Origin of the sequence: Oribacterium sp. oral taxon 108 str. F0425, from assembly GCF_000214455.1 — a bacterium.
Classification (GTDB): Bacteria; Bacillota; Clostridia; order Lachnospirales; family Lachnospiraceae; genus Oribacterium; species Oribacterium asaccharolyticum.
In genome coordinates this window covers 1,654,566-1,674,718 of sequence record NZ_AFIH01000001.1, presented here as the reverse complement: position 1 = coordinate 1,674,718, position 20,153 = coordinate 1,654,566, and the positions used below count along the sequence as shown (strand labels likewise).

Below are 20,153 nucleotides of genomic sequence, written 5' to 3'. Positions count from 1 at the left end.
GGAAACAGGAATGAGAGTCTTGATAGCGGATGATGAAGAACGAATTTGCGAGTTGATTCAGTTTTTGGGTGATTTTCAGGAGGAAGGCATGGAATGTCTCCCCTTTGCAAAGACGGGAAAAGAGGCTTTGGAAATGGTGGAGAAAGAACTTCCGGAGCTTTTGATTACGGATATTAAGATGCCCGTTTTTTCAGGACTGGATATAGCCAAAGAAATTGCCAGAAAGAAACTTCCTACCAAGGTTATTATTATTTCCGCCTATTCAGACTTTTCCTATGCCAAGGAGGGAATACAGGCAGGGGTGTCGGACTATCTGTTAAAACCGATTAAGAAAAAGGAACTGCAGGAAAGCGTTCGGAAGATTAAGGAAGAATTGACTGGGCCAAGTCTGGAAACCATGATGAAAGATATGCCTTGCTCTCATTTGGTTTCTTTGTCTAAAAAGTATATTGACCGACATTTTGAGGAGAATATCGGTTTGGAGGAAGTGGCAGAGTATTGTAAGGTCAGCGCCTCTTATTTAAGCACACAGTTTAAGAAGGAATTGTCGCTTGGTGTCAATAAGTATATTTCAGGGCTTCGAATGGAAAGAGCCAAGCTGCTTTTGGCAGAGACCAATTTGAGTATTACGGAAATTGCCTCCCAACTGTTTTATTATGATACAAAATATTTTTCCAAATGTTTTTTTGAGAAAATGGGAATGAATCCCAAGGACTATAGGAATTCCTTACATGAAAATCGGAGTGAGTAAGACAGAACATAAATCGAAATCGGGACAAGGCTTAGTAAGAGCAGAGAAGAATGGTCTGAGTTCCTTATCCTCTCGCCTTCTTCGACTGTATGCTCTAACGCTGGCTTTATTTTTGTTATCTATTTTTATTATTTACCTACTGCTCGCAACAGGAGGCAGCTTCTTTCAGACGGGAATGAAACTGCTTCTTCTGGGGCTTCTATGTCTTTGTATATTGACACTTGCTTATTTTTATTATGACGTTCTCAGACCTTATAAAACTTATCAGTCCACACTGCGAAGAGTCCTGGAGGGTTATAGCGAAGTGCAGGAATTGCAGGAGCTTCCGGTTTATCTGACAGAGGAAAGTCATGAAGAATACCATTATATTTCAGAAATCCTCAGTGCCAATAAAATTATAGAAGAAGGGGAAAAACTGGCCTATATACAAAACCTGCAAAACCAGATGAATCCTCATTTTCTCTATAATATTCTGGAAAATATTCGCTCGGAAAGTCTTTTAAACGGATTGGAGTCAGTAGCAAACATGGCAGAGCTTTTGGGTGATTTCTATCGCTATACCATTTCCCAGGAGGAGAACTTTGTTTCTTTAAAAGAAGAGCTGGACAATACGGAAGTATATTTTCAAATTCAAAGATTTCGTTTTTCAAAAAAACTGGAACTGGAAGTGAAGGTGCAAGAGGATTTGTTACCGCTAAAAGTACCAAGAATCTTATTGCAACCTATCGTGGAAAATAGTATTGTGCATGGTTTAGAGGGAAGAGAAACCGGAGGAAAGGTAGGGATTTCCATTAGCCGCAGTAATCAGCATGTTTATATTCAAGTCTCTGATGATGGCATCGGCATAGAGGAGGAGAAGCTAAGACAGATAAATGAAGATCTTCGGAATATCCGTAGAGGATTTCAAGGAGGTGTAGTGGGAAAAAGGGATATGGGTAAGGCCGGAATGGGAGTTTCTCTTCTGAATATTCAGGAAAGAATCCATTTGCTCTACGGACGGGAATACGGTTTATATTTGCAGTCCTTAGAAAATGCCGGAACGGATGTGTGCATGGTACTTCCCCGGGAGCTTTCCGTAAAGCAAGAAGAGGAAAGTTTTATCAGTGAAAGTCTGGATCTTTTGTCCGAGGAAGAAAATGCTTTGATTATTAACACAATCAGTACTAAAGAGCCGGAAAAAGAAGAACTTCTCTTTGCTTTAGAGCTGTATCTGTCCGAGGGAACCAGATTTTCTGTAGAAAATCTATCTTTTCAGCTTTTTTCCGGAGAAAGCCTACTATTTTTAGCTTTGGACGAAGCTATTCCCAAAGACTTGGTCTTGGCTTTTAATGACGAAAAAGAGCTGTATTACGGCTCTGTAAAGTCCTATGAGAGCATGATAAAAACTGTTCCGAAGGTCTGGATGGTAGGGGATGGTAGCTCTTTAATAGAGGGGCAGACTGTGCTTTCTAACCTTTTTGTCTATCAGCCGGAATATCCTCATTTTCTCCTTCGAAATAAAGAATTGATTACAGGATATAAAGACTTGTTTCCGGAACTTTCCAGAGAAATTCCCTATCAAGAGCAGGTGGAAAATTTGGAAGAAAAACAGAGAATTTTAGTGGAAATCATGAAAGGAATGATTGCCGGAGCCAGAGTCTTTGCCTTATGGGAAGTGCATTTAGCAAAAAAAGATGAGGAAGAGCTTTATGCCTACATAGAAAAATGGAAGAAAGAAGGCTATGCCTTTTTGTTTTTTTCTTCGAAGCCTTCAGATGCCGAAAAGCCCTGTGAGCGATTGGGAATCTGGAAGGAGGGGAGAATATTAAAGATAATTTCTAACTCACAGTAAAGGAGTCTTTTACTTTGGTAAAACGAAAAACATTTCTACTCTTGGCTTGCTGAGTCTGGCGTATTGCAGTATTTTATATGGGGATTGGGGCTTCACTCTTTCTTGCGGGAGTCCTTTTCGGCTATCCATTTTTGAAAATGCAAAGAGAGTATAGATTGGAGGAATTATGCAGCATCAAATTTTAGGAGACAACGATTGTCCTATTTTGGAAATCTACTTAAATGCAGGGGAGGCAGTAAAAATCGAACGCGGTTCCATGGCCTACATGTGCGGTGTGGAATTACAGGGGAAAATGAATTCCGGCTCAAACGGAGGCGGTCTCGGCGGTTTACTTAGTGCCGTGGGAAGAAGTATTGCCAGCGGCGAAAGTATGTTTATTACAGAGGCAAGAGGTGTGATGAACGGTGGAAGAATCGGTGTTGCTCCCGCTATTCCCGGTAAAATTGTGCGTTTACCCATTGGAGAGAGGCAGTATCGCTTAAATACCGGGGCATTTTTGGCAGGAGATTATTCCGTAGGATATTCCATGAAGATGCAGGACATCGGAAAAGCCTTCTTCGGCGGAACAGGCGGACTTTTCGTGATGGAAACGGAAGGACAGGGAGATGTTTTTGTCAATGCCTTTGGAGATCTTTTGGAGCTGGAAGTGCATCCGGACTGCCCGATGACGATTGATAATGACCATGTGGTAGCTTGGGATAGAAATCTGGACTATCATATTTCCGTGGCTTCCGGAACCTTCGGCTTTACAACCGGAGAAGGTCTGGTGAACCGTTTTGTAGGAGAGGGAAAGGTCTATATTCAGACCAGAAACTTGAGTAGTCTGGCTTCGGCGTTACCTCTTGCAAGCATGAATAAGAACAGCGGAAAGGGCGGATTTTCGTTCTAGTTTGATTTTTCCTGTCAGAGAACGCCCGCCATAGCAAAAGAGAATCGCAAAAGCCGATTCTCTTTTTTTCAAATCCATTTTATGAATTTCTTAGATTTTTATAAGAACTATGCTTATTGACAAAGAGTCTCAGAGTGTTAAAATATGAAAACAGTTTTCATTTTATAAATAAGAAATCGAGAAGAAATTCCTATATCTGCTATAGTACAGGATTGGGAAAGGAAGGACGGAGGTGGAGAAAGTATGGCTGAAAAAACCATTTATAAAACCCAACATAAAGAGGAACTTTTATCCTATTTATCCACGTGTCCCGGTATGCATTTTACCGTATCGGATCTGGTTTCTCATTTTCGGGAGGAGGGAAAACCAATCGGCACAACCACGGTTTATCGTCAGTTGGAACGACTTTGCGAAAAGGGAGTGGTAAACAAATACATCATTGACCAGAACAGCCCGGCCTGCTTTGAGTATGTCGGGGAGGGGGAAAAGGCGGAGGAATCCCATTCCTGTTTTCACTGTAAGTGCAATGTCTGCGGGAAGCTCATTCACTTACACTGCCATGACCTTGAAGGGATGATGCAACACCTTCTTACGCATCACGGTTTTCACTGGGATTCCAAGAAAACGGTCTTCTACGGCTTATGCGCAGACTGTGCCAAGAAAGAGGAGCAGAACAAACTATAGTATTTTCAAGAAAGGAGCCTCAAGATGAGACTGAAAAAATGCATTTTGGCGGGAGGAATCTTGCTTTCCACTGCCGTACTGTTTGCCTGTGGAAACAAGAGCGGTAAAGAAGCGGAGACGACCGCTGCTGTAACAACCGATACGGAAAAGAGTATGGAAACCGAAAAAAGTACGGATAAGCCCACAGAAGGAAAAAAGTTACAGATTGTGACCACAAATTTCCCCTCCTATGATTTTGCCCGTGCCATTACCAAAGAAGATGCGGATGTTACCATGCTGGTTAAGCCGGGTGCGGAAACGCACAGTTTTGAACCGAGTCCGCAGGACATTATCACCATTCAGAATGCGGATCTCTTTATCTATACCGGGGGAGACAGCGACGAATGGGTAGACGGAATTCTGGAATCCGTGCAGAATAAAAATTTCCATGTATTTAAGATGATGGATGCCGTAAATCTCATTGAAGAAGAGACGGTAGAAGGCATGCAGGAAGAAGAGCATGAGCATGATCATGCGGATGCGGATCATGGGAACGAGGAAGCAGACCATGACCATGAAAAAGCAGATCAGGCTGAAGAGCATGAAGAGGAAGGTCCGGAAATGGATGAGCATGTTTGGACTTCCCCGAAAAATGCCATTACCATTGTAGAAAAGCTGGAAGAGACTCTTTCCGGACTTGATGAGAGCCATAAAGACAGCTTCAAGGCAAACAGTGACTCCTATGTTAAGGAACTTGAGGAGCTGGATAAGAGTTTTAAGGAAGTAGTGGACAGCGGAAAGAGAAAAGAAATCATTGTGGCGGATCGTTTCCCCTTTGCTTATTTCTGTAAGGAGTACGGATTAAGCTACTTTGCCGCATTCCCGGGATGTTCAACCGATACACAGCCGTCTGCAGCAACCATTGCCTTCTTAACGGATAAGGTCAAGGAAGATAAGATTCCGGTTGTTTTCCATATCGAAATGGGAAATGAGGATATGGTCAATGCCATCAGTAAAGATACCGGGGCAAAGAAGCTGCTGCTTAATTCCGTGCACAATGTGACAGACAGCGATTTTAAGGCAGGAAAGACCTATGTGGATCTGATGAAGCCGAATGTGGAAGCTTTAAAGGAGGCGTTAAACTAGATGTCCTATATATCCCTTAACAATGTTGGATTTTCCTACGAGGGAAAGACGGTATTGTCCGATATTCATTTCTCCGTAGAAAAAGGCGACTACCTTTGTATTGTTGGGGAAAACGGCGCAGGAAAAAGTACCCTTTTGAAGGGACTTTTGGGCTTAAAGAAAGCGAGTGAAGGGAGCATTGTCTTCGGAGACGGTTTGAAGGCAAATGAAATCGGCTACCTTCCCCAGCAAACCGATAGCCAAAAGGATTTTCCCGCCAGCTGTTATGAGGTAGTAGAGTCGGGTAGATTAAATAAACTTTCGTTTTTCCTTTTTATCGAAAGGAAGATAAGAAGAGCGTGGAAGACGCTATGGAGTACTTAAAGGTGACAGGTCTTAAGAAGTCTTGCTTCAGAGACCTGTCCGGCGGACAACGGCAGAGGGTTCTTTTGGCAAGAGCCCTCTGTGCCAGCGAAAAACTCCTCGTGGTGGATGAGCCGGTTGCCGGACTGGATCCTCTCGCACAGAAAGAGCTCTATGAAATGCTCGATAAGTTAAATAAAGAAAAGGGGATGACCATTATCATGGTCTCTCATGATGTGAAGGAAGTGGTGCAGCGTGCAAAAACCATTCTGCACCTTGACCGTACACAGCGCTTTTTCGGAAGTGCAGAGGACTATCTTTCCTCGAAGTGGGGGAAACTTTTGGTAAAGGAGGAAGAAAATGCTTAATTCTTTACTGAAAATGTTCCAGTACGACTTTATGATTCGTGCTCTTGTGGTTGGAGGTCTGGTTTCTTTGTGTTCCGCCCTTCTTGGAACAAGCCTTGTTTTAAAACGGTATTCCATGATTGGAGACGGTCTTTCCCATGTGGGCTTTGCGTCATTGGCCATAGCTTATGCCCTTAATTTCGCACCGATGTCGGTATCCATTCCGGTCTGTGTAGTGGCGGCATTTTTCCTCCTGCAGCTGGAAGAGAGCTCCAAAATAAAGGGGGACGCGGCTACGGCACTGCTCTGCAGCGGGGCTTTGGCTGTCGGTGTTATGACGATATCCTTAACCTCCGGAATGAATACGGATGTATGCAACTACATGTTCGGCTCCATCCTGGCCATCAGTCCTTCGGATCTTCGGCTTTCCGTCGTTCTTTCCGTAGTGGTTTTATTCTTATACATTGTATTTTACCCGCGTATTTTTGCGGTAACCTTTGATGAAAGTTTTGCGAAGGCCAGTGGTACCAATACACGCTTTTACAATATGGTTCTGGCGCTTCTTACCTCCATTACCATTGTGCTCGGTATGCGAATGATGGGAACCTTGCTGATTTCCAGCTTAATCGTATTCCCCTCCATTACGGCGATGCGGGTTTGCAAGAACTTCCTTTCGACGATTCTTGTAGCGGCGCTTCTTTCGATCTTCGGTTTTATTGTCGGAATCAGTCTGTCCTTTTTGCACAGTATTCCTACAGGAGCGTCCATTGTTATTGTAGATATGATTTTGTTCTTCCTATTCTTAGGCCTTGAGATGCTGCGGAACAGAAAGAGTTAGGAGGAAAAATGAGGAATAAGGAGCAGAAGAATCGGAAAAGACATCCGATAGCAACGGAATTTTTCTGTTTGACTCGGCTTTACTTAAGGAAAACGGCGTATATTCTCTTTTCTCTTTTGTGTTTTTCTTTTGTTTTGACATCCTGCAAAAAGGAAAATAATGTGAGGAAATTACAAGATAAGAGCACGGAGGCAAGCGGATCATCCGTTTCGGAAGAAGAGGCTCTGTCCATGGCTAAGGATTTGGAAAGTCTGGAGCAAAAAGAGCAGGAATCCCTGGATAAGGAGTATGGTTCCGCGGATGAATCATCGACCGAGACGGAAGCAAATGGAAATGCATCCGATGCCAAATCCGGAGAGAAGTCTCCCGAAGCGAAGACGGAAGGGGAAGAAGAATCTTATCCCTATGAGGACTATCCCTATGATCCGAAGGAAGACAGGGGAAAGGTAAACTTGGATAAGCCGGATATTGTAGTGGGAGATAAGCACTATGCAACGCAGATCAATGACTGGTATATGAACTTTCAAGATTATGAGGGGAAGACGGTCAGTATTGACGGCTATTACATGAACTTCGGGGGGTATACCCTGGTTGGAAGAATGGGACCGTCTTGTCCCTATTGTACCGGCGGGTATGTGAATTTTGAATTTAAAACGGACTTGGATTTGTCTAAGTTGAAATCCGAAGAATCCTGGATTCGTGTAAAAGGGATTCTTCGAAAAGGGAAGTATTCCATTTCAAACGATCTTTCTCAACTTATCTACTATATTGAAGCCCTGGATGTGGAAGAGCTTCCGGAGGTGGGGGTGGATACGGTGACGGACTAAAACATGGCGAGAACCGGTGATTTCAAGTATTCGACTTAAACGGATAAGCGAAAAAAGACGGTATTTGAAGAAGGACAGTGCTAGTCTAAAATCGGCAAATATTCTTCAATGGGAATGGTTTTCTCGCCATGATTTCTTTCCTGAAAGGCATCCAAAATAGAGTTTGTTTTCTGAAGGGCCCATTCCCCGGCGGAAAGAAAATTTTTCTTCTGAAGGTATTTTCCGATAAAAAGAGAAGAGAAAAGGTCTCCGGTACCCCCAAGATTCAATTTTCTTTCTGTATAGGGGAGGGTATGAAATTCCTTTGTACTTTCTTCATAAAGGAAAATACAGGGCATTTCATCGATTTTCATGCTGGTGATACAGATATTTTTTGCACCTTTTTGAGCTAAATAATAAATCAACTCTTTTGCTTCATCCAAGTTAAAATTATCCGGAACGGTTTTGAGGTCTGCCAGGAGGCAGGCCTCTGTTTTATTTGGGAAAATACAATCGGCGACCTGCATGAGCTGTTTTCTGCTTTCAATGTCCTTTTTTTGAAGGCCGTTATAAAGTTTTCCGTGATCCGCCATAATGGGATCGAAGAAGATATAGCTTCCTTTTTCTTTTTCCTCTTTTGCAAATTGGTAAATATACTCTGCCTGCGTTTCTCCAAGGACAAAGCCGATAAAAAGTGCGGAAAAAGAAAAGCCGAGTTCTTTCCAAACGGAGAGGCTATGAAAGAGGTACTCTGTTGTATCCAGTATTTCCGCCTTTCCGTAATTTAAGGTATTCGATACCAGGGCAGTCGGAAGGGAAAAGACATCATAATGGAGCTTACCCAGTACGGCAGAGGCCATTCTAAGTGCCACCGTACCGTAGGAGGGAAAATCGCTTAAGAGCAGGATGGGCACATTTTTATTCTGAACGAGGGTCGCTTGCGACGCCTGCGCTATCTCATTAATATCTTTTTGCATGGTTCTATCTCCGTTTATGAATGATTATATTGCGAGAGTGCAAAAATATCTTCTGCTTAATCAAAGATTATAGGAAGCTGAATGCAGTGTAAAGAGTATAGCGCATTTTTATAAAAATATACTAGTTCCCAATATGGACAAAACATTTCTTAATCTTGACATTTTGGTACGAAAGATTAAAGTAGAAACAAAGAAACAAAGAAACAAAGAAACAAAGAAAAAAAGAAACAAAGAAACAAAGAAACAAAGAAACAAAGAAACAAAGAAACAAAGAAACAAAGATTATATTTGAATTAAGAGGGAAGAATATGAAAACGATGATGGAGAGGAAAGCAAGCGAAGTGAAAAAACTCAGTATTTCCCCTAAAAGGCAAATTACCATTCCCCAAAAATTTTATACGCAACTGGGGTTTTCGCGTGGCGCAGAGTGCGAGATACGTGGAAAAGAGTTGATTATACGTCCGCTTCAGGAGAATGGAGGGGAGTTTGCGGAAGAAATCCTTTCGGATTTGATTAAAGAGGGATTTTCCGGTGAGGAACTCTTGCGAGCTTTTCGAAGTAGGCAGAAGCAAATTCGTCCGGCGGTGGAAGAAATGCTGAAGGAAGCGAAGAGAGTTGCTGAAGATAAAGTACCTTACTATACCATGCAAGAGGTGTTTGGAGAGAGGGGAGAAAAATAGGAATGCCGGAGCTTCGATTTCTTCCCGCAGCGGGTAAATATCTTAAAAAGTTAAAAGATAAAGGCTTAAAAGAAAAGTTTCACGAGGCTATCCAAACAATTTTAGAGAACCCCTTCGTAGGAGAAGCAAAGAAAGGGGACCTGGAGGGGATATTCTGCCTGGATATATTTTATAATAAGACAAATTATGAGATAGCTTATGCGGTTTATCAAGAAGAAGACCAGATTATTGTTGTTATTATGGCGGGAACTCGTGAAAATTTTTATGATAGTTTAAAGAGGTACAGGAAATAAGGATTATTTATCATTTTTCTATTATTTATAGAGTATTCAAATAGTGTCTCGGATTCATCGGATATTCCATTCTATATTGCAAGAAAATTCGGCTTGGAAATCAATATCAGATATAACTATAATTACTACATGGACTGTGGGACTAAAACGGAAAATCATAACCACCCCGTTTGACGGGTGGTTATGATTTAATGGTAATAGATTGCAATTTATCATGTGTTGGGAAAAATATCTTAAAATCATCATGCAATGTATTGCATATTTCGTGCAATGTATTTATTATTTACATAAATGCATAAGGAAAGAAGAGGAAGATATGGCAAAATCAACGACTAATATCAGCATTCGCATGGATAGTGAGTTAAAGGCAGAGGCGGAATCGCTCTTTAATGAATTGGGAATGAATCTTACAACGGCTTTCAATATATTTGTTCGACAATCTCTTCGAGAGGGGGGGATTCCGTTTGATGTGAATCTTCGTGTACTGAATAAAGAGACAATTACTGCTATGACGGAAGCGGAAAGGATTGCAAAAGATTCTGCTGTTAAAGGCTATACGGATTTGGATGAATTATTCGCTGATTTAAAAAGATGAAAGAAAGCAAACTGACCGTTAAGTTGACGACAATATTTAAAAAAGATTATAAGTTGGCAATGAAGCGAGGACGTAAGTTGGAACTATTAGATAAGGTGATTACGACTCTTGCCTTGGGAGAAAACCTTCCAAATGAAAATCGAGATCATGATTTACATGGAAATTGGAAAGGCTACCGTGAATGTCATATTCAGCCTGATTGGCTTTTAATCTATAAAATAGAGAAAGACATCTTGGTGCTTACTTTGACCAGAACAGGGTCGCACAGTGACTTATTCGCAAAGTAAGTTTAATTTTTTTAAAGCTATAAGTTATACAAGCTATACCGACAATCTATGGCAGAGGGAGGAGAAACTCCCTCTGTCTTCGTTTACACATCTCCTCTTCTGTGTTAGAGTAAAGCCTTGCAAGAGGAAAAGGAGGGTATTTATGAAGAAAAAATTACTGGTAACTCTTGGTTTGGCATCCGTGCTTGCTTTAGCGGCTTGTTCCAAGCCTGCGGAGAAGGCGGAAAGTAAGGGAGATGAAAGTATTTCCGCGGAAGAAAAAGGAACGGAAGCCAAGGCAGAAGAAAAGACGGAGGAAAAGGGAGAAACCGGGGAGGAAAAAACCTATAAAGTAGGAATTTTAAAGTTTATGGACCATCCTTCACTCAATCAGATTGAGGACAGCCTTTGCACAGAGCTGGACAGTCTTTCCAAGGACGGCGTAAAGTACGAGTATAAGGAGTACAAATTAAACGGGCAGGGCGATGCCTCTGTACTAAACCAGATGACGGCACAGCTTCTTGCAGATAAGGTGGATGTTATTGTTCCGATTGCCACTCCTGCAGTACAGGTAGTACAGTCCGCTACGGAAGGGAAGAATGTTCCCGTCGTTTTCTCCGCAGTATCGGATCCGGTTTCCGCAAAGCTTGTCAAGTCCATGGAAGAGCCGGGCGGTATGATTACCGGAACTTCCGACTATTTGAATACGGATGCCATTATGAATTTGATTTTTGCGGCAAATAAGGATGCAAAGAAAATTGGACTGCTCTACTCAAAGAGTGAGGACTCTTCCAAGGCTCCTATTGAAGACGCAAAGAAATTCTTAGCGGATAAGGGTGTGGAAGTGGTAGAAAAGACCGGAACGACTACCGATGAAGTAAATCAGGCAGTGGATGCTCTCATTGCAGAAAAGGTGGATGCGATTTTCACTCCGACGGATAACACCATCCAGAAAGCGGAGCTCAGCTTCTATGAGAAATTGCAAAAGGCGAAGATTCCTCACTACGGTGGAGCCGATTCCTTTGCTTTAAACGGTGCTTTTGCCGGCTACGGGGTAGACTATGTACAGCTCGGAAAGGCAACAGCGGATATGGTGGATGAGGTTTTACACGGCGGAAAAGAAACGGCAACGCTTCCTGTACAGACCTTTGACAACGGTATTGCGACTGTGAATACCGATACAGCGGAAAAACTCGGCTTTTCCATGGATGAGTTAAAGGAAGTCTTTAAGCCCTACTGCACAAAGGTAGAAGAAATCAAGACCAATCAGGAATTTGCAAAATAAATTTTTACACGAAATTCTGTACGGAGAAGATAGCACTGCTATCTTGATAAGTAGTACAGGATGAATTTGAGAACAATTTTTATGCCGAAGCGGAGTGGATAACGAGGCTTCGGCATTCGAGTAACATTAAATAAATTCGAGTAACATCAAGTAAATTCAAGTAGAATAAGTAGGATGAGTATGGCTGAATTTTTTACGATAGGAATTATTAAGACTGCTTTGGAAATCGGGCTTATTTATGCGCTGGTTGCTATGGCCCTTTTTATTTCCTACAGTATCTTAAATATCGCGGATCTTTCCACGGACGGATCCTTTACGCTCGGTACTGCGGTATCGGCAGTGTTTACGATTTCCGGGCATCCCATACTGGGGATTTTTATGGCAATGCTTTCCGGCTCTCTTTCGGGCTTTTGCACTGCTTTTTTGCAAACAACGCTCGGAATTGAGAGTATTCTTGCCGGAATCATTGTGAATACCGGACTTTACACCATAAACCTTGCGGTAATGGGCTTTTCTTCAAATCTTTCCATATTCGGGACGGATACAGTGTTTACTTTATTTGCAGGGGAAAATCCCTTCCTTTCCGAGTGGGGAACGCTGATTCTCCTTCTTCTTATTTTATTGGTGGTGGCTTTTGCTTTACGTTGGTTCTTCGGAACGGGACTCGGACTTTCCATTCGTGCAACCGGAGACAGTCCGGCCATGGTACGGGCATCTTCCATTAACCCGGCATTTACGATTACAGTAGGGCTCTGCCTTTCCAATGCCTTAACCGGTCTTTCCGGATCTTTGATTGCTCAGTATAACAAGGCCTCCGATATCAACTTGGGGAATGGAATGGTTACGGTGGCACTTGCTTCCCTAGTGATTGGAGAGACGCTTTTCGGAAAGAGAAAGCTTCTCGGAAGAATACTCGGGGTTATCGGAGGGGCAATTCTTTATCGATTGGTGATTGCTCTTGCGCTTCGCTTACGTGTGCCGACAGAAGCTTTTAAGCTTGTCAGTGCTTTGATTGTTGCTCTTGCGATTTCCTCCACAAGAATCAAAGAGCTTTTCCATTACGCGAAGCTCAGAAGAAACGCGATGCGGGAAAGGGGAGAAAATGCTTGATTTAAAGAATATTTCCAAAACCTTCAACCCGAATACCATTCACGAGAAAAGGGCACTGGAAAACCTTTCCCTGCACCTTGATAAGGGAGATTTTGCAACTATTGTCGGCAGTAACGGGGCAGGGAAGTCCACCCTCTTTAATGCCATTTCCGGCTCCTTCCTTTTAGATAAGGGAACGGTTGTTTTGGAGGGAAGGGATATTACTTTCCTACAGGAGCATAAGAGAAGTGCCTTTATCGGAAGGCTTTTTCAGGATCCCTTGATGGGTACGGCTCCTCACATGAGTATTGAGGAAAATCTTTCTGTCTCTTACATTCGGGCGAGCGGTCTGTCCTTATTTTCCCGTGCGGGGAAGAAGGAGAAGGCCTACTTTAGAGAGCAACTAAGTCTTCTTGATATGGGCTTGGAAGATCGAATGAATCACCCTGTGGGACTTCTTTCCGGAGGACAGAGACAGGCACTCACGCTCTTAATGGCTACCATGGTCACGCCGAAGATTTTGCTTCTGGATGAGCATACGGCGGCACTGGACCCGGGAACGGCGGAAAAGGTGTTGAACCTCACAAAGAGTATTGTAGCGGAACGGGAGATTACCTGCCTTATGATTACCCACAATATGCATCAGGCTCTGGAGCTTGGAAACAGAACCTTAATGATGGATAGCGGAAAAATAGTCCTGGACCTTTCCGGAGAAGAAAGGGAGCATCTTACGGTGGATATGCTTCTTAAGAAGTTTTCTGAGAAGGCGGGGAAGGCTTTGGATAACGACCGCATTTTACTGTCCTAAAGGAGAGAATGGAGAAAAATCAGGCAAAGTAAGTACGGTAATATCAGGTTTAAAAGTTAAGGAGGCAGTTTAGCACGTAGAGACAATTTTTTAGCTGTGCTACTGCCTTTTCTGTATTATAATAAGAAAAACAATACCGCTAGCGATGTAGGAGGCGAATATGCTTACAAAAAAACTGGTCATTACCATTGGAAGACAGTATGGATCCGGAGGTCGTACTGTAGGAAAGCATTTGGCAGAATCTTTGGGAATCCCCTTTTATGATGAGGAAATTTTGCGCATTACTTCCGAAAAGACGGCAATCGGAGAGCAGTACTTCCGTTTGGCAGACGAGAAGGCGGGAAGTAATATCTTGTACAAGATTGTGGATTCTTTAAAACCGAGACTTGGAAAGCCGAGTCTTGAAGAGGACATCGTGAGTCCCGAGAACCTCTTTCGTTTCCAAAGTCAGGTTGTGGTGGAACTTGCGGAGCAGGAGAGCTGTATCATTGCAGGACGTTGTGCCAATGTGATTTTACGAGAAGCAAAGAAAGAACATGTGGATTTCTTTGTTTATGCGGATATGGAGAAGCGTATCGAAAGAACCATGGACTACTGTAAGGTCGACGAAGAAGAGGCAAAGAAGCGCATCAAGAAGATTGACCGGGAAAGAAGAGAGTATCATAAGTATTACACCGGAGAAGACTGGATGAAGGTGGATAATTATGACTTGATGATTAACGCTTCCCGAATTGATTACCGGGAAATGGAAGTACTCATGCGGAATTATTTGGAAATGAAGGGGTATCTTAAGTGATTGCGGAGCTCTATGGAGTAGGAAGAGTATTAAAGGGGAAACTTTGTGTTCCGGGAGATAAGAGTATTTCTCATAGAGCGATTATGTTTTCGTCTCTTGTGAAGGGAAAAACGGTGGTAGAGGGCTTTCTTCCTTCCGAAGACTGTCTCTCTACCATGGATATCTTTCAGAAACTCGGTGTTTCCATAGAAAGAGAAGGTACGAAACTCACCATAGAGGGAAAGGGTATGGAGGCTTTAGGGGCGCCGGCCTCCCCTCTTTATTGCGGAAATTCCGGAACAACGATGCGCCTTATGGCGGGAATCCTTTCCGGACAGACCTTTTCTTCCGTACTTTTCGGAGATGAGAGTCTGGAAAAGCGTCCCATGGGGAGAGTGCTGATCCCTTTATCAAAGATGGGAGCCAAGATTTCCGCGGAAGGAGAAAAATCCACTGCGCCCTTAAAGATAGAGGGCAGTGCACTTAAGGGAATTTGCTATGAAAGTCCCATTGCTTCCGCACAGGTAAAGTCTGCCGTACTTTTGGCGTCACTCTATGCAAAAGGGGAGACGGTCTATACGGAGCCTTCTCTTTCGCGAGACCATACGGAAAGGCTACTTTCTGCAATGGGTGCGGATATTGAGACAAAAATCCTGGAAGACGGAAAAGCCGAGATACATTTAAGACCGGGAAAGGTCTTGCATCCCATTCCGGGTATTTTTTCCGTCCCGGGAGACATTTCCTCCGCAGCCTACTTTATGGCGGCCTGCTTCTTCCTGCCCGGCTCCGAAATACTTTTAGAGAATGTGGGTTTAAATGAAAGCCGGAGCGGAATCTTGGACGTTCTTTCCAATATGGGGGCAAAGTTTCAAATTCTAAATAAAAAGACGATAGGGGGAGAAGAGAGAGGAGATATTCTCTTTACTTACGGAAAACTTCGTGGTACGGAAATTGCAGGTGCTCTTATCCCAAGACTCATAGATGAGCTGCCGGTTCTTGCCGTACTCGCTACAATTGCGGAAGGAGAAACCGTAATCAAGAATGCGGAGGAACTGAAGGTGAAGGAAAGTAACCGCATAAGAGCGGTGGTAGAGAATCTTAACCGTCTCGGAATTCCTTGCGTGGAAACGGAAGACGGCATGCGGATTTCCGGACAGGGTGGTAATTTTCCCTTAAAGGGAAAGCGAATTCCAAGCTTTAAAGACCATCGTATTGCCATGAGCTTTGCCGTGCTCGGACTTCTTTGTCCGAAGGAAAGTCCTATGGAGATAGAAGATGCGGAGTGTATTTCCATTTCCTATCCGTCATTTTTTAAAGATTTAGAAAATTTGCTTGACGGAAATCCTGCGGTATGCTAGAATTCGCTAGTCGGTTTCAAATCGACTAAGGCGAATTGGTCAAGAGGTTAAGACGCAGCCCTCTCACGGCTGAATCCCGGGTTCGATTCCCGGATTCGTCATATCCCGAGCGGTGCTCGGGATTTTTTTTATATAAAAATCGGAGGATTGTAATGATTTCTTATAAAAATATTCTGTTTGATATGGGAAATGTCTTGGTAACCTATAACCCGGAATGGGTTATCCGGCGCTATACGGAAGATGAGGAATTGATTCGAGAGGTAAAGAACATTGTCTTTAACTCACAGGAGTGGTTACTGCTGGATGCCGGACTCATAGAGGAAGAAAAGGCTGAGAGAAACTGGATGGAAAGGCTTAGTTCCGATAAGGCAAGAGAACTCGCCCATCTTTCTTTTCAGAATTGGCACCTATATAATATGAAGGTCATTCCGGGAACAGCGGAAATGATTCGTGCTTTAAAGGAAAACGGAAAAGAAATCTATTTGCTTTCCAATGCCTCCATGCGTCTCCTTTCCATTTATAAGGAAGTGATTCCTGCAGTGGAATGCTTTTCCGGGATTTTCTACTCTGCAGCACATAAGTGTGTAAAGCCGCAGGACATCATCTATGAGCGCTTTTTAAAGGAATACAGCTTAAAACCTTCGGATTGCTTCTTTATTGATGATTTGGAGGAAAATATTTCTGCGGCGAAGGCGGTCGGTATTTCCGGAGCCGTGATGAAAAGCAGAACGGCAAAAGAAACAGCGGAGATTTTAGGTTTGAATATAGGAGTATAGTTTGAAGACAATTTTTCCGATAAAAGACTACAAAAGCGGGAATCATACGGTTCCCCTCATTGAATCTCCTCTTTTACAGGAAGTTAGAGGACTTCGACACGGCTTTTCCACGAGGAAAGGCGGTGTTTCGAAAGAACATCTTTCTTCTCTGAATTTAGGCTTCAATTTGGGAGATGAAAGGGAGAAAGTTTTAGAAAATTTTCGTATTTTAGGAAGTCTTTTTGAAGCGAAGCCGGAAGATTTTGTGCTTACACAGCAAACACACAGTGTAAATGTCCGCCATGTAGGAAGGGAAGACCGAGGAAAGGGCATTTTCAGAGAAAGGGATTACACGGATGTGGATGCCCTAATGACCGATGAAGAGGGCGTGATTTTGAGCGCTTTTTCTGCGGATTGTGTGCCGATACTTTTCTACGATAAGGGACATAGAGCCATCGCCTCCTGTCATAGCGGCTGGAGAGGAACGCACGGAAGGATTTTGGCACGCGTGATAGAGGCCATGCAAAGAGAATTTTCTTCCAAACCTGAGGAAATCTATATTGCAATCGGGCCGAGTATCTGTAAGAATTGCTATGAGGTGTCAGAGGATGTGGGAGAAGCATTTTTGGACGCTTTTCCTGCACTAAGGGAAGAGACAAAAAATGCTTCCCCCATTGAACGGGTTTCCGAAGAAAAGTTTCACATTGATTTATGGGAATTAAATCGTTGGATTGCGCTCGAAAATTCGATTCCTGCAGAAAATATTTCCGTCAGCGGTTACTGCACAATGGAAAGGCCTGATTTGTTTTTTCTCACCGATACAGTCAGGGAAAAAGAGGGGTACAGGGAGCGTTTATCGGACTAAGTGAGGTGTAAAACGGTTCATGGCTTGTAAAAACAGGTAGCTTACTATGAAGAAGAGAAAGAGTAAAAATAGAATTCGAAGAATAGGCTTACTGCTCTTGTTTGCGAGCCTTTTTTTGTGTTCTTGCAGGCATTCCTCCGAAAAGGAAAAAGCCAGTGCGTCCGTCTTATCTCCGAGCGAAATGGGAGGAGATTCGGACAAGGCGAGTGATTCGGAGCTTAAGCTTAAACTGGATGAGAAAATTAAGACAGAGCAGGAAGAAGCACTTAGCAAATACCAAAATTTAGGTTTGGTACAATGCGATTCTTACATTAATTTTCGTTCGGATACCAATGAAAATGACATTCGAAATATCATCGGTCTTTTGCGAAACGGCGCCGGTGTGGAAGTACTGGATGCCAATCCGGAAGGAAAAGACGGTTGGGCGAAGGTGCGTTCCGGCGGCCTGGAGGGATATATTGCAAAACAATATCTTCTGGAAGGGGAAGAGGCGAAGAAAAAAGCCTGTGATTTTATGGCACCGAGGGTGACCATTTTAGCTGACAAACTTCGTATTCGTTCCACACCGGAAAAAATAGAGGGAAATACGCTTTCCTCCTGTGCTAAAGGGGAGCGTTACATTGTACTGAGTCGAAGCGGAAAAGATTATCTGAAGATTTTTATGGATACCATTGAAGGAGTGGAAGAAGCTTATATTTCCTCCAAGTCGGAGAATGTCCGTCTGGAATATGGGCTAGATGAGGCAAGAAGTTTAAATCTCCGCCAGAAAGTCCTGAATATGTATGACAATTTGGGCGTTTCCAAGGCACAGGACTATATTAATATTCGTTCGAGTCCCGAGGATAAAGGAATAGAGAATATCATCGGTAAGTTTCCGAGCTTTGCGGGAGCAAATATTCTTTCCGAAGAAAACGGGTGGTTAAAAATAGAGTCCGGGGGGATTACGGGCTATGTGAAGGCGGAACTTGTAGCAAGAGGGAAGGAAGCGGAAAACCTCGCATTGGAACATGCTACGGTAATGGCGATTGTGAATACCGATGCCTTGAATGTTCGCTCCAATCCGGACTTAAACTCATCAGCCTGGACAAAAATTACGAGAGACCAAAGATATTCCGTGGTGAATCAGTTGGACGGTTGGGTGCAGCTTGATTTGGACTCCGGTGATGATGAGGATGGAGAACAGGGGGCCTTTGTCTCAACAAGAGACAATAATGTTTCCGTGAGCTATGCTCTCTATGAGGCAATCAGCTATCGCCCGGCACAGGACAGGGCAAACCAGGCGGCCAAGAGAAGAAGTGATTTAGTGAATTTTGCCTGCCAGTTTGTAGGAAATCCCTATGTATGGGGAGGAACCTCTCTTACGCGCGGTTGTGATTGTTCCGGATTTACACAGACGATTATGAGTAAATACGGTGTATCTCTTCCGAGAGTGTCCAGGGAACAGGCTAAAACCGGAATAAAAGTAAGCAGTGAAAACATTAAACCCGGTGATTTGATTTTCTATGCGAACCGCAGAGGAGTGATAAACCATGTAGGCATCTATATCGGAAACGGCCAGGTCGTAAATGCCGCATCCCGTCGTTCCGGTATTCGGATTTATCGTTGGAATTACAGAACACCGGTAGCGATTCGAAATGTACTCGGAGAATAGAGACTTCCAAATGTACTCGGAGAATAGAAACTTCCATTGATACAAGGCGTTAAATGATAGAAAGGATAAAAGATGGAGAATTATATACTCTCTTGTTGTTCTACCATGGATTTAAGAAAGGGCTGGGCGGAGGAACGGGGCGTCAACCTGATTTATGCGAAGTTTTTCTTGGAGGGAGAGGAGTTCCGAGATGATTTTTATGAGTCCATCTCGCAGGATAAGCTCTTTGAACGGATGCTTTCCGGTGAAAAAAGTCAGACCACACAGGTGAATACCGAGGAATATATCGGCAGTTTCCGAAAATATTTAGAGCAGGGGCAGGACATTTTCCATATCTGTCTCTCCAGCGGAGTATCCGGAACCTTTAATTCCTGTCACATTGCAAAGGATATTTTACTGGAAGAATTCCCGGAGCGAAAAATCGAAATCGTAGATTCTCTGATGGCTTCTTCTGGTTATGGTCTGTTGGTGGATAAGGCCTGTGAGCTGAAAAGACAGGGCTTGGATATGGAGAGGCTTCGAGCGGAGGTGGAAAAATGGAGAAATCGTCTTCACGGCTATTTCTTTACCTCCGATCTTCGTTTTTTTATCCAGGGCGGAAGAGTCAGTAAGGCGGCAGGCTTTATTGGCGGACTGCTTAAAATTTGTCCGGTTTTAAAGATTACGGAAGAGGGAAAGCTGAAGCCCATCGAGAAAGCCCGCGGGAAGAAGCAGGCCATAGAAAATATTCTTTCCAAGATGGAGAAGGAAGGGTATCTTTCTACTGAAAAATGTTTTATCAGTCACTCGGCTTGTCCTCAGGATGCGGAGAAACTTGCGGAAAGTATCCGAGAACGCTTTCATCCCGAGGGAAGTATTGAAATCTTTGATATCGGCGGAACGATTGCCTGTCATACCGGTCCCGGAACGGTATCCGGCTTTTTCTTCGGAAAAGAGAAGGCATAGAACTAAAACGATTTGCAGAAACGGAAGTTATACAATTATAGAAACGAAGTCATGCAGTAGGAATACTGTGTCACTTCGTTTTTTTTATTCATAACAAGTGGCGCAGGCAAAGCTTGAGACATCTTGTTCTTCCTGAAGAAAGCAGTATAGAAGAAGTAGGAGAATCCTTGCTTATAAAAAATGCCTTGAGAGGCTTCT

General features: G+C 43.3%; 21 protein-coding genes, 1 tRNA gene and 1 pseudogene. 22 read left to right on the top strand and 1 reads right to left on the bottom strand.

The window, feature by feature from the left end:
• Positions 1 to 10: 10 nt before the first annotated feature.
• From HMPREF9124_RS07850 to HMPREF9124_RS07815, 8 genes and pseudogenes are all read left to right on the top strand, one after another.
• Positions 11 to 751, top strand: coding sequence for a response regulator transcription factor (locus HMPREF9124_RS07850; RefSeq protein ID WP_009428175.1), 741 nt, complete (start codon positions 11 to 13; stop codon positions 749 to 751).
• Positions 732 to 2,582: a histidine kinase gene (locus HMPREF9124_RS07845; protein WP_009427674.1), complete on the top strand. Its 1,851-nt coding sequence runs from the start codon at positions 732 to 734 to the stop codon at positions 2,580 to 2,582. The genes HMPREF9124_RS07850 and HMPREF9124_RS07845 overlap by 20 nt, the downstream gene beginning before the upstream one ends.
• Positions 2,583 to 2,748: 166 nt before the next feature.
• Positions 2,749 to 3,471, top strand: a complete 723-nt coding sequence (locus HMPREF9124_RS07840) for a TIGR00266 family protein (protein WP_009429244.1) — start codon at positions 2,749 to 2,751, stop codon at positions 3,469 to 3,471.
• A gap of 243 nt (positions 3,472 to 3,714) precedes the next feature.
• Positions 3,715 to 4,155 carry a Fur family transcriptional regulator gene (locus tag HMPREF9124_RS07835; protein WP_009429217.1) on the top strand — a complete coding sequence of 147 codons (441 nt, stop codon included), beginning with the start codon at positions 3,715 to 3,717 and terminating at the stop codon, positions 4,153 to 4,155.
• 24 nt (positions 4,156 to 4,179) lie between these two features.
• Positions 4,180 to 5,280, top strand: coding sequence for a metal ABC transporter substrate-binding protein (locus HMPREF9124_RS07830; RefSeq protein WP_009428995.1), 1,101 nt, complete (start codon positions 4,180 to 4,182; stop codon positions 5,278 to 5,280).
• A pseudogene (locus HMPREF9124_RS12870) lies at positions 5,281 to 5,990 on the top strand (metal ABC transporter ATP-binding protein).
• Positions 5,983 to 6,807 (top strand): metal ABC transporter permease, encoded by an 825-nt coding sequence (locus HMPREF9124_RS07820; RefSeq protein ID WP_009429317.1) that lies wholly within the window; start codon positions 5,983 to 5,985, stop codon positions 6,805 to 6,807. Before HMPREF9124_RS12870 ends, HMPREF9124_RS07820 begins: the two are co-directional and overlap by 8 nt.
• A 161-nt stretch (positions 6,808 to 6,968) precedes the next feature.
• A complete protein-coding gene (locus HMPREF9124_RS07815) occupies positions 6,969 to 7,634 on the top strand; it encodes a TIGR03943 family putative permease subunit (RefSeq protein WP_242821579.1) in 666 nt (221 codons plus the stop codon).
• Between the two features lie 80 nt (positions 7,635 to 7,714).
• On the opposite strand, the gene HMPREF9124_RS07810 is transcribed toward HMPREF9124_RS07815, so the two are convergent.
• Positions 7,715 to 8,590, bottom strand: coding sequence for a bifunctional hydroxymethylpyrimidine kinase/phosphomethylpyrimidine kinase (locus HMPREF9124_RS07810; RefSeq protein ID WP_009427721.1), 876 nt, complete (start codon positions 8,588 to 8,590; stop codon positions 7,715 to 7,717).
• Positions 8,591 to 8,898: 308 nt separating this feature from the next.
• Here HMPREF9124_RS07810 and HMPREF9124_RS07805 point away from each other — a divergent pair, with 308 nt between their 5' ends.
• The 14 genes from HMPREF9124_RS07805 (at position 8,899) to HMPREF9124_RS07740 (ending at position 19,955) form a co-directional block, all read left to right on the top strand.
• Positions 8,899 to 9,270, top strand: a complete 372-nt coding sequence (locus HMPREF9124_RS07805) for an AbrB family transcriptional regulator (RefSeq protein ID WP_009429031.1) — start codon at positions 8,899 to 8,901, stop codon at positions 9,268 to 9,270.
• 2 nt (positions 9,271 to 9,272) lie between these two features.
• A complete protein-coding gene (locus HMPREF9124_RS07800) occupies positions 9,273 to 9,563 on the top strand; it encodes a type II toxin-antitoxin system RelE/ParE family toxin (protein ID WP_009427969.1) in 291 nt (96 codons plus the stop codon).
• Positions 9,564 to 9,879: 316 nt separating this feature from the next.
• Positions 9,880 to 10,158, top strand: a complete 279-nt coding sequence (locus tag HMPREF9124_RS07795) for a type II toxin-antitoxin system RelB/DinJ family antitoxin (protein ID WP_009428821.1) — start codon at positions 9,880 to 9,882, stop codon at positions 10,156 to 10,158.
• Positions 10,155 to 10,445, top strand: a complete 291-nt coding sequence (locus tag HMPREF9124_RS07790) for a type II toxin-antitoxin system YafQ family toxin (protein ID WP_009428471.1) — start codon at positions 10,155 to 10,157, stop codon at positions 10,443 to 10,445. Before HMPREF9124_RS07795 ends, HMPREF9124_RS07790 begins: the two co-directional genes overlap by 4 nt.
• Before the next feature lie 142 nt (positions 10,446 to 10,587).
• Entirely contained in the window at positions 10,588 to 11,709 is a 1,122-nt protein-coding gene (locus HMPREF9124_RS07785) for an ABC transporter substrate-binding protein (protein WP_009428650.1), read from the top strand.
• A gap of 180 nt (positions 11,710 to 11,889) precedes the next feature.
• A complete protein-coding gene (locus HMPREF9124_RS07780; RefSeq protein ID WP_009427910.1) occupies positions 11,890 to 12,819 on the top strand; it encodes an ABC transporter permease in 930 nt (309 codons plus the stop codon).
• Complete coding sequence (locus tag HMPREF9124_RS07775) at positions 12,812 to 13,606, top strand: ABC transporter ATP-binding protein (protein WP_009429501.1); 795 nt, start codon at positions 12,812 to 12,814, stop codon at positions 13,604 to 13,606. Before HMPREF9124_RS07780 ends, HMPREF9124_RS07775 begins: the two co-directional genes overlap by 8 nt.
• 160 nt (positions 13,607 to 13,766) lie before the next feature.
• A complete protein-coding gene (locus HMPREF9124_RS07770; protein WP_009428975.1) occupies positions 13,767 to 14,402 on the top strand; it encodes a cytidylate kinase-like family protein in 636 nt (211 codons plus the stop codon).
• On the top strand, positions 14,399 to 15,739 hold the full coding sequence (gene aroA / locus HMPREF9124_RS07765) for a 3-phosphoshikimate 1-carboxyvinyltransferase (RefSeq protein ID WP_009429352.1): 1,341 nt from the start codon (positions 14,399 to 14,401) through the stop codon (positions 15,737 to 15,739). The genes HMPREF9124_RS07770 and aroA overlap by 4 nt, the downstream gene beginning before the upstream one ends.
• A 29-nt stretch (positions 15,740 to 15,768) precedes the next feature.
• Positions 15,769 to 15,840: transfer RNA gene (locus HMPREF9124_RS07760), tRNA-Glu, on the top strand.
• Positions 15,841 to 15,891: 51 nt separating this feature from the next.
• The gene (locus HMPREF9124_RS07755) at positions 15,892 to 16,515 is read left to right on the top strand and encodes an HAD family hydrolase (RefSeq protein WP_009428784.1); all 624 of its coding nucleotides are present in this window, start codon (positions 15,892 to 15,894) and stop codon (positions 16,513 to 16,515) included.
• 1 nt (position 16,516) lies between these two features.
• Complete coding sequence (pgeF, locus tag HMPREF9124_RS07750) at positions 16,517 to 17,359, top strand: peptidoglycan editing factor PgeF (protein ID WP_009428060.1); 843 nt, start codon at positions 16,517 to 16,519, stop codon at positions 17,357 to 17,359.
• Positions 17,360 to 17,405: 46 nt separating this feature from the next.
• Positions 17,406 to 19,010: a C40 family peptidase gene (locus HMPREF9124_RS07745; RefSeq protein WP_009429623.1), complete on the top strand. Its 1,605-nt coding sequence runs from the start codon at positions 17,406 to 17,408 to the stop codon at positions 19,008 to 19,010.
• 72 nt (positions 19,011 to 19,082) lie between these two features.
• Complete coding sequence (locus tag HMPREF9124_RS07740) at positions 19,083 to 19,955, top strand: DegV family protein (protein WP_009429185.1); 873 nt, start codon at positions 19,083 to 19,085, stop codon at positions 19,953 to 19,955.
• Positions 19,956 to 20,153: the final 198 nt, after the last annotated feature.